The sequence below is a fragment of the Clostridium sp. 1001270J_160509_D11 genome (assembly GCF_015667935.1).
Taxonomy (GTDB): domain Bacteria; phylum Bacillota; class Clostridia; order Peptostreptococcales; family Peptostreptococcaceae; genus Intestinibacter.
Genome location: NZ_JADPET010000129.1, coordinates 1 through 8,614, shown reverse-complemented (window position 1 = coordinate 8,614; position 8,614 = coordinate 1). Strand labels below are relative to the sequence as shown.

Sequence of the window (8,614 nt, the reverse complement as noted above, 5' to 3'; positions counted from 1 at the left end):
GATCTTAATTGGGGGGATTATATTGAAAATTACAGTTATACATGGGCAATCTCATAAAGGTGTTACTTATACAATGACTAAAAATGTATTAGATTTTTTAGTAGGTAAAGAGGATGAGGTATATGAATTTTTTTTACCTAAAGATGGACCAGAATTTTGTATTGGGTGCAATATGTGTTTTCTTAAAGGGGAAGAGTTTTGCCCAGGGGCAGAAAAAGTACAACCGATAATAAAATCTGTGGAAGAATCAGATATAATAATCTTAGATAGTCCAAATTATGTTATGGAGATGAGCGGAAATCTAAAAAATTTAATGGATCATTTTGCATACAGATGGATTACTCATAGACCATATGGCAAGATGTTTACAAAGGTAGGTCTTACTATAAGTTCATCAGCAGGTGCACCAGCAAATAATACTGTAAAATCTATGGCAAAACAACTTAAATGGATGGGAATTCCCAAAGTATATAAATTTCCTTTCATAAGCAATGCATTAAATATTTCGACGATATCATCTAAAAAAGAGGCTGAGCTAAAACAAAAGTCAGAAAAAATCGCATTAAAAGTAAAGAAAAGAGCGAATAAACCAAAAGCTAGTTTAAAGGGGAAAATTATGTTTTATATATTTAGAAAAATGCAAGCATCACCAAGTGCAAGTTGGAATCCTAAAGATAAGGATTGGTGGATTGAGCAAGGTTGGATAAAAAATGTACGTCCATGGAAATAATATAATAAAAATAGTATAAATTTGTTGACTTGGAGTTAACTCTAAGTATTACAATTTTATTAGTATAAAAATCAAACTTAATTCTTATTTTAATCTAATAGAATTTAATTCTAACAAATATAACAATGCTATATTTAAAGTATAATAAGAAGGGGTAACATGTCAAAATCAAAAGTTTATTTCACTAAAGAAATAACACCAAAATCATTAATCAAGATCTATGAAGCATTAAATACTGAATTAAAAGGAAAAGTAGCTGTAAAAATATCAACTGGGGAAGCTGGAGGACACAATTTCTTAGATTCAAATTTAATCAAAGATTTAGTATCAAAATTAAATGGAACAATAGTAGAGTGCAACACTGCATATATCTGTTGATTGTGATTGTAATGCAAATCCAGCAGAACCAGAAATGGACGATATAGGAATATTTGCGTCACTTGATCCAGTTGCAGTTGACCAAGCTTGTGTAGATGCTGTAGTTAATTCATCTGATAAAGGAAAAGCATCTTTAATAGAAAGAATGGAATCTAGAAATGGATATCTTACACTAGAAGCAGCATCTAAATTAGGACTTGGAAGCAGAGAATATGAATTAATAGAAATAAATTAAAAATGGAAAAAATAAACATTAAAAATTTGTATATAAAAAATATCACAGGACATAATATTAGTGTAAAGCAAATACAGATGCAGGAGGTGAAATGTGATGAAAACACGTAGTAACCACAGCATCCATACTAAGGATGCTCCGCCAGAAGCCATAAGCGAGGATGGACCAAAAGACAGGTAAGGTCGGGTGCAGTCTATCAATTGTAACCGACGGTAATTGTTTTACATCTTGAGAATCTACTTATATTTGTACTTAATTGTATGAACTTAAGTAGATTCTTTTGTTTTGCAAAAAATAATTTAAGATTAATTTAAAAGAAAAGTTTTAAATATTAAGCTATAATAGGAATAAAAATGCTTTTTATTTAATTAATAAATAATAGAAGCAAAAGATAAAAGATTAATCTAATGGGGGGAGGTTATGGATAATTTAATACTAGTAAAACCAACAATCGACTTAAAAGAAAAGGCATTAGAGTATAAAAAAGAGCATTTTGATAATGGGGAAGAAATAATAAATGGAAGTGCATTATTAGATAAACTTGATTATGAAGATTGGATAAAACATATCGAAAAAAGTTCTAATCCAGAGACTGTAGATGAAAATTGGGTAGAGGCAAGTACATTTTTCGTTATAAGAGAAACTGACCAAAGAATTATAGGTATGGTAGATATACGACACCACATCAACAAATTTTTAGCTCTTTTCGGAGGTCATATAGGATATAGCGTTAGACCATCAGAAAGAAAAAAAGGATATGGAACAAAAATATTAGAAATGGCACTTAAATATGCAAAAACGATAAACATTCAAAGAGTTATGTTAGCTTGTTATAAGGAGAATGAAGGCTCGAGAAAGATTATTGTAAAATGTGGAGGAAAGCTAGCAGGAGAATATACTTATATAGATAATAAGATAATACAAATTTACTGGATCGACAATTAAAAAAATTAAAGAAAAGAATTGTACTGAATAAAATCCGTGATAAAATAGAGTATTGATAATAGTAAAAATAATTTTTGGGAGAAATATATGACAAAAAAGAAATCTTATTTAAAGAAGATTGTAATTTGTTTATTGACATTGATATTAGTATGTTCGGCTGGATTTTATATCTATGCATCAGATTATTATCATGCAAAAGACTACGAAGTTTCAAATGTTGATATTAAACAACAAGACAATTATACAGTATATGGAGATACCAATAGCAAAACAGGATTTATATTTTATCCTGGAGGGAAGGTAGAGGCAAAATCATACGAGCCAATACTTACAAGTCTTTCAGAAAAAGGTATTTGTGTAGTACTTGTGGAGATGCCATTTAACTTAGCAGTTCTTAATTCTAATGCGGCGGATAAAGTGATGTCTAAATTTAATAACATCGAAAACTGGTACATTGGAGGACATTCACTAGGAGGTGCAATGGCGGCATCATATGCAGCTAAACATCAAGATAACTTAAAAAGCGTTGTTTTATTAGCAGCTTATCCAACAAAGGAACTAGATATTCCTGTTTTATCAATTTACGGAAGTGAAGATGGAGTTTTAAATAGAGAAAAATATAAAGATTCTATAGGAATGGCAAAAAATCTTTCAGAAATTATAATAGACGGTGGAAATCACGCTCAATTCGGAAACTATGGAGAGCAATCAGGCGATAATAAATCAAAGATTTCTAGTGAAAAACAATGGAATCAAACTACAAATGAAATACTAAACTTTATAAAATAACATTAACCCCTTATTTTAAATAAAAATAAGGGGCTTTTTAGTTTAGAATATAAAACAATCTTTTTGGAAAATACTAAAAGAAAAAACAAAGGGAGGGTTTTATGGAACTATTATATGCAATTATAGCGATGCTTTTGGCAATAACCATATCGGATATATTATATGAAATACTCGAAAAAGTACCGTTGATTTTTATTCAGATATTTATGGGATGTATTATTTCTTTTCTACCATTTTTTAAAGAATTTGAGCTAGAACCTGAACTGTTTATGATAATCGTCATAAAACCGCTTATATTCAGTGAGGCGCAACATGTATCTAAGGATGAGCTAAAAAAACATAAAAATGAAATATTTTCTTTATCATTTACACTAGTGATTATAACGATTTTAGTTACTGGAGTATTTATGAAGATTATAATTCACTCAATTCCACTGACAATTATATTTATACTAGCAGCTATGACTATCCCAACAAACGTAAACTTTGTAAAATCAATAAGTTCTAGATTTAAATTTCCAAAAGGTATACTAGCAATATTGGAAGGAGAGTCGTTGTTTAATGATTCTATCGCAATAGTAATGTTTGATTTTGTACTTGCAGCTAGCCTAACAGGAAAGTTTTCGCTTAGTGAGTATGTATCAGAATTTTTATTTATAATAATTGGAGGAATAGTAGTCGGTTTTGTGTTAGGAGTTATTATAGTTCAACTTAGAATTTATATAACTAGAAAAGATTTTGAAAATCCACCAATGATGGTTATCATACAGTTGATAACACCGTTTATTGTATATATTATTGCAGAAGATTATGCTCATGTTTCTGGGATATTAGCAGTAATTGTAGCTGGAATGGTACATATAGTAGAACAACATTTATTAAATCTCAAATCTACCAAGTTACAAGTTATATCAAATATTACATGGGATGTGGTTGAATATGTTTTAGAGGGATTAGTAAGTATAATCCTAGGAATATCAATCCCATCAATCATCAAAGGGATAATGAAAGAAAATAAATCTATGTTTTGGGAGTTAATCTTAATAGCAATATTACTTTATTTTATCGTAATAGGTCTTAGATATGTATGGATTATGATTAATCCTAAAACATTTAAGTTGGAAAAAGAAAACATAAGTAAACACTTATACAGAAGTATTTTTGCTCTTAGTGGAGTTCATGGGACAATAACTTTGGCGACAGCATTATCAATACCTGACAAAATTCCAGAAGATGTTTTATCAAAAAACGATTTAATATTTATAGCAACAATAGTAATTCTAATAAGTTTAATTGTGCCAGCAATATTTTTCCCTTTAGTTTTAAATAAAAAAGAAGAAGATAAAAGTAAATATGATTTTGAAAGTGCGCGACTTAATATAATAACTTATACAATTTCACAATTAGAATTGCTTATGAATGACACCAATTACAAAAGCCTTGGAGTTGTACTTAGAACATTGAGAGGGCAAATGAGCATACTAAAAGAAGAAAGCTCACCTAGACCAGAAAAAAATAAAATACAAGAAATATTTAATTTCACTACAGAAATGGAGATTAATATTGTCGATGAGATAGTGCGAGAAGGAAAAGTATCAAAAGAAGTCGGCGAATTTTATAAATTATATAGTAAATACAACAGGAAAAGATTGAGCTCATTTATTGCAGAGATTAAGATATGGCTTATTAAAAAGAAATTAAAAAGATTATACAAAAAAAGTAACTATAACTCTACAGAGTACTTTAATGAGTTTATGAAACAATTTGATTTTATTAAAGAAACTGTCTGTGAGAGAATATTACAATATTTAAATAAAAATATAAACAACGAAGAATATTATGATATGTCGTTTATGATAGAGTACTATGAAAGAAAAATGGGAAAAGACAACCATAACTACGATTTTAAAGGCGATTATAAAGAAATAAGAACTTACTACTCAAAAGCATTTTCGATAGAACTTACGCTTATTCAAGATTATCTAGAAGGAAATATGATTTCTGCAAAAGTTGCAAGTGAATTGAGAGAACAAGTTTCTTATGATGAAATGATTTATATAAATAAATAGATTATAAATAATTGGAAATATGTTAGAATGTATAAAAATTAAATTTTTTAATTAAAACACAATAATATACAGACATAATATAGGGGGAATATTTACAATGCAGATTAAAAAGACAATATGTCCATATGACTGTCCAACGTCGTGTGGCTTAATTGTAGAAACAGATGGCAAAAAGATAATAAATGTTAAGGGAGATAAAAATCATCCAGCAACACAAGGTGTAATTTGTAGAAAGATGAGAAATTATGAAGAATCTATTCATTCAAATGATAGAATCCTAACGCCGTTAAAAAGAACCGGAAAAAAGGGACAAGGCGAGTTTAAAGAAATAACATGGGAAGAAGCATTAACAGAAATAACTAACAAGTGGAAAGAAATCATAGATAAAGATGGACCAAGTGCAATTTTACCAGTTTATTATTCTGGAGTTATGAGTGTAATTCATAGAAATTGTGGAGATGCATTATTTAATAAAATGGGTGCATGTTCTCTGATAAAAACATTATGTTCATCAGCAAAAGTGGCGGGATATAACTCTGTTATGGGTAATACTGGTGCATTAGATCCAAGAGAATTAAAAGATAGTGACTACTATATAGTTTGGGGAAGCAACATGAAGGCAACGCGTATTCAAGCATTGCCAGACATTATTAATGCGAGAAAATTAGGCAAAAAGGTCGTTCTTATAGAAACTTATTCAAAACCAATGCAAGGCTACTGCGACCAAGTCATATTAATAAAACCGGGGACAGATGGGGCATTGGCACTTTCTATGATGAACGTCATGGTTAAGGAAAATCTACAAGATGAACAATTTTTATTGGAAAAAGCAGAAGGATACGAAGAATTTAAAGAAACATTAAAACAATATACACCAGAGTGGGCAGAGGGTATAACTGGTATTCCAAAGGATATAATTATAAATTTAGCAAGAGAATATGCAAGTGCAAAATCACCAGCCATTATTCTTGGAAGTGGAAACTCTAGATATACAAATGGGGGAATGACAGTTAGACTTATAACAATATTATCAATCTTTACAGGAGCTATAAAATATCCTGGTGGAGGTATATGTGGGACATCACCGACATCTTCATCATATATAGATACAGATATAGTTGCTCGCCCAGATTTTAGAGAAAATAATGCGAGGATGGTAAATCTAAATCAAGTTTCATCAGCCTTAGTAGACGAAAAAAATCCAATAAAAAGTGTATTTGTATATGCATCAAATCCAGTAGGATCTATCAGTAATCAAAATAAAATGATTAGAGGACTTATGAGAGATGATTTATTTACAGTAGTACATGAAAGGTTTATAACTGATACAGCAAAATATGCAGATATAATATTACCAGCTACTTTTTCTGTTGAACAAGATGATGTATATACTTCTTATGGATATTGTACTGTAGCAACTGCAAAGAAGATTATACAACCGCCGTCTCAGTGCAAAAGTAACTGGGAAACTTTCAGTTTACTTGCAAAATACATGGGTTATAAAGACGATTATTTTTATAAAACAGAAAGAGAAATTTTTGATGAATTAATTCAAAAATCATTAGAAAAAGTAGACGACTTAGATAAGACTCAAAAAGATATTTTAAGAAGCGGAGGAGCAGTTTCAACTCCATTTGAAAACCGTTTAGATATAAAAAATAAATCAAGCAAAATAAAAATTATAAATGACGAAATGGAAGAAAGAATTCCACGATATATAGAAAATATAGGACAGGAATATCCACTAAATTTAGTCGCTGTTCCAAGCTGTGAAACATTAAACTCTATATTTTTAGAAAAAGATAAAGTGATAAAACAAAGGGGAAAAATAAAAGTTAAGATAAATTCTAAAAATGCACTAGAGAGAAATATACAAGATGGGGATGAAATAATTTGTTTCAATAATCTAGGTGAAGTTGGATTCATTGCAGAAATAACTGATACAGTAGCGATAAATACTGTCATAGCAGAAGGTGTGTATAATATGGATTTTGCGATAAATGGCAAATTAGTAAATGCACTTCATGATGATAGATTATCAGATATTGGAGAAGCTACAACATTAAATTCAAACACTGTAGAAATAAAAAAGTCAGAAAAACTAGTATATCAATAAAAAATGCATTAAAATAATTAGAGAGAATAACAAAATAAAAAATTAACTAGAAGGGGAAATATTATGTATAGTATAGGCGTAGATGTTGGAGGAACAGGAATAAAAATAGGAGTAGTAAACGAACTAGGCGATATTCTTTATAGAAGTACATGTGAGACAGATGTAAAAGGTGGATTTAATAAAATTATTGCAGACATTAAATTTGCAATTGAAAATATAATAAACGAAAATCATATAGAACATGGGCAAATTAAATCTATAGGATTTGGAATACCTGGTTATATAGACAGACATGGTAAGGCGAATTGTGTAAATTTAAATTGGAAAAAAGTCGACTTTATACAACAATTAAAAGAAAGTTTTCCACAATTTGATGTTTTTGCTGACAATGATGCTACTGTTGCAGGTCTAGCAGAAAGTAAGTTTGGAAGTACAAAAGATACAGACACATCAGTTGTTCTTACGTTGGGAACTGGAGTAGGTGGAGCAATTATTATAAATGGAAGACCGTTTAGTGGTGTTCATGGTGTTGGTTCTGAAATAGGGCATATGATTATTGGAGATGGATGGTATAAATGCAACTGTGGAAATGAAGGTTGCTTTGAAAGTTACTGCTCAGCTACAGCAATTATAAAATATGCTCAAAAACTTCTGGAAGAAGGATATAAAAGTTCAATACTAGCTATGTGTGAAAATAATTTATCTAATATAAATGCAAAGATGATTTTTGATGCATATGCACAAAATGACGAAGTAGCAATATTAGTTATAAATAGATTCAAAAGCTATCTAGCTAAAGGAATAGCAAATATAGTAAATACTCTAGATCCAGGAATAATCGCAATAGGTGGAGGCGTATCTAAATCAGAAGATATTATCTTAGATGGATTAAAAGAGATGGTAAGGGGGCATCTTGTTTATAAAGAAGAGGAGTTTGCAGATATTGTAATAGCTACTTTAGGCAATGATGCTGGAATAATTGGAGCTGCAATATTAGGGCAATAAAATAAAAATAAGTCCGAGTTATTTTATAATTTCTCGGACTTACTTTATATTAAAATAAAATTTTCTATCTAAATCCAAAGAATCCATAGTTAAATCTATTAAAATTTCTTCAATTGCAGTTAGAGTAGCAACTATGAAAATCATAAATAAATTTAAACCCATAGTAGGTACGAATCTAAATAAAATAACAAAAATCATAATCATATCAGGTATACTATCCAATTTTGCCCCAAGTTTACTTGTTGCATTAAATTTTCGGGCGATAAACCCATCTAATACATCTAAAATTCCGCAAATTATATAAATAAATATAAATAATAATTTTTTAGGATTTAAATAAATTAAAA

Annotated in this window: 9 protein-coding genes; 8 read left to right on the top strand and 1 reads right to left on the bottom strand. The window is 29.6% G+C overall.

Features of this window, described 5'->3' with window-relative positions:
• Nucleotides 1-22: 22 nt before the first annotated feature.
• From I4U58_RS11015 to I4U58_RS10985, 8 genes are all read left to right on the top strand, one after another.
• Nucleotides 23-730, top strand: coding sequence for a flavodoxin family protein (locus I4U58_RS11015; protein ID WP_195931397.1), 708 nt, complete (start codon nucleotides 23-25; stop codon nucleotides 728-730).
• A 159-nt stretch (nucleotides 731-889) separates the two neighbouring features.
• Nucleotides 890-1,108, top strand: coding sequence for a hypothetical protein (locus I4U58_RS14335; protein WP_330605519.1), 219 nt, complete (start codon nucleotides 890-892; stop codon nucleotides 1,106-1,108).
• Between the two features lie 34 nt (nucleotides 1,109-1,142).
• Nucleotides 1,143-1,343 carry a hypothetical protein gene (locus I4U58_RS14330; protein WP_330605518.1) on the top strand — a complete coding sequence of 67 codons (201 nt, stop codon included), beginning with the start codon at nucleotides 1,143-1,145 and terminating at the stop codon, nucleotides 1,341-1,343.
• A 420-nt stretch (nucleotides 1,344-1,763) separates the two neighbouring features.
• Nucleotides 1,764-2,288, top strand: a complete 525-nt coding sequence (locus tag I4U58_RS11005; RefSeq protein WP_195931396.1) for a GNAT family N-acetyltransferase — start codon at nucleotides 1,764-1,766, stop codon at nucleotides 2,286-2,288.
• A gap of 87 nt (nucleotides 2,289-2,375) precedes the next feature.
• On the top strand, nucleotides 2,376-3,077 hold the full coding sequence (locus I4U58_RS11000; RefSeq protein WP_195931395.1) for an alpha/beta fold hydrolase: 702 nt from the start codon (nucleotides 2,376-2,378) through the stop codon (nucleotides 3,075-3,077).
• 101 nt (nucleotides 3,078-3,178) lie between these two features.
• Complete coding sequence (locus I4U58_RS10995; protein ID WP_195931394.1) at nucleotides 3,179-5,146, top strand: sodium:proton antiporter; 1,968 nt, start codon at nucleotides 3,179-3,181, stop codon at nucleotides 5,144-5,146.
• Between the two features lie 97 nt (nucleotides 5,147-5,243).
• Nucleotides 5,244-7,262: a molybdopterin-dependent oxidoreductase gene (locus I4U58_RS10990; RefSeq protein WP_195931393.1), complete on the top strand. Its 2,019-nt coding sequence runs from the start codon at nucleotides 5,244-5,246 to the stop codon at nucleotides 7,260-7,262.
• A gap of 63 nt (nucleotides 7,263-7,325) precedes the next feature.
• Complete coding sequence (locus I4U58_RS10985) at nucleotides 7,326-8,267, top strand: ROK family protein (protein WP_195931392.1); 942 nt, start codon at nucleotides 7,326-7,328, stop codon at nucleotides 8,265-8,267.
• A 39-nt stretch (nucleotides 8,268-8,306) separates the two neighbouring features.
• Here the strand turns inward: I4U58_RS10985 and I4U58_RS10980 are convergent.
• Nucleotides 8,307-8,614 (bottom strand): CDP-alcohol phosphatidyltransferase family protein (locus I4U58_RS10980; RefSeq protein ID WP_195931391.1); only part of this gene is annotated, 308 nt, incomplete at its 5' end.

What these genes read in the sequence shown, in the direction of transcription:
- I4U58_RS10990 (WP_195931393.1), top strand. Translation starts at nt 5,244, where the DNA reads ATGCAGATTAAAAAGACAATATGTCCATATGACTGTCCAACGTCGTGT.
- I4U58_RS10985 (WP_195931392.1), top strand. Translation starts at nt 7,326, where the DNA reads ATGTATAGTATAGGCGTAGATGTTGGAGGAACAGGAATAAAAATAGGA.
- I4U58_RS10995 (WP_195931394.1), top strand. Translation starts at nt 3,179, where the DNA reads ATGGAACTATTATATGCAATTATAGCGATGCTTTTGGCAATAACCATA.
- I4U58_RS11005 (WP_195931396.1), top strand. Translation starts at nt 1,764, where the DNA reads ATGGATAATTTAATACTAGTAAAACCAACAATCGACTTAAAAGAAAAG.
- I4U58_RS14330 (WP_330605518.1), top strand. Translation starts at nt 1,143, where the DNA reads ATGGACGATATAGGAATATTTGCGTCACTTGATCCAGTTGCAGTTGAC.
- I4U58_RS11000 (WP_195931395.1), top strand. Translation starts at nt 2,376, where the DNA reads ATGACAAAAAAGAAATCTTATTTAAAGAAGATTGTAATTTGTTTATTG.
- I4U58_RS14335 (WP_330605519.1), top strand. Translation starts at nt 890, where the DNA reads ATGTCAAAATCAAAAGTTTATTTCACTAAAGAAATAACACCAAAATCA.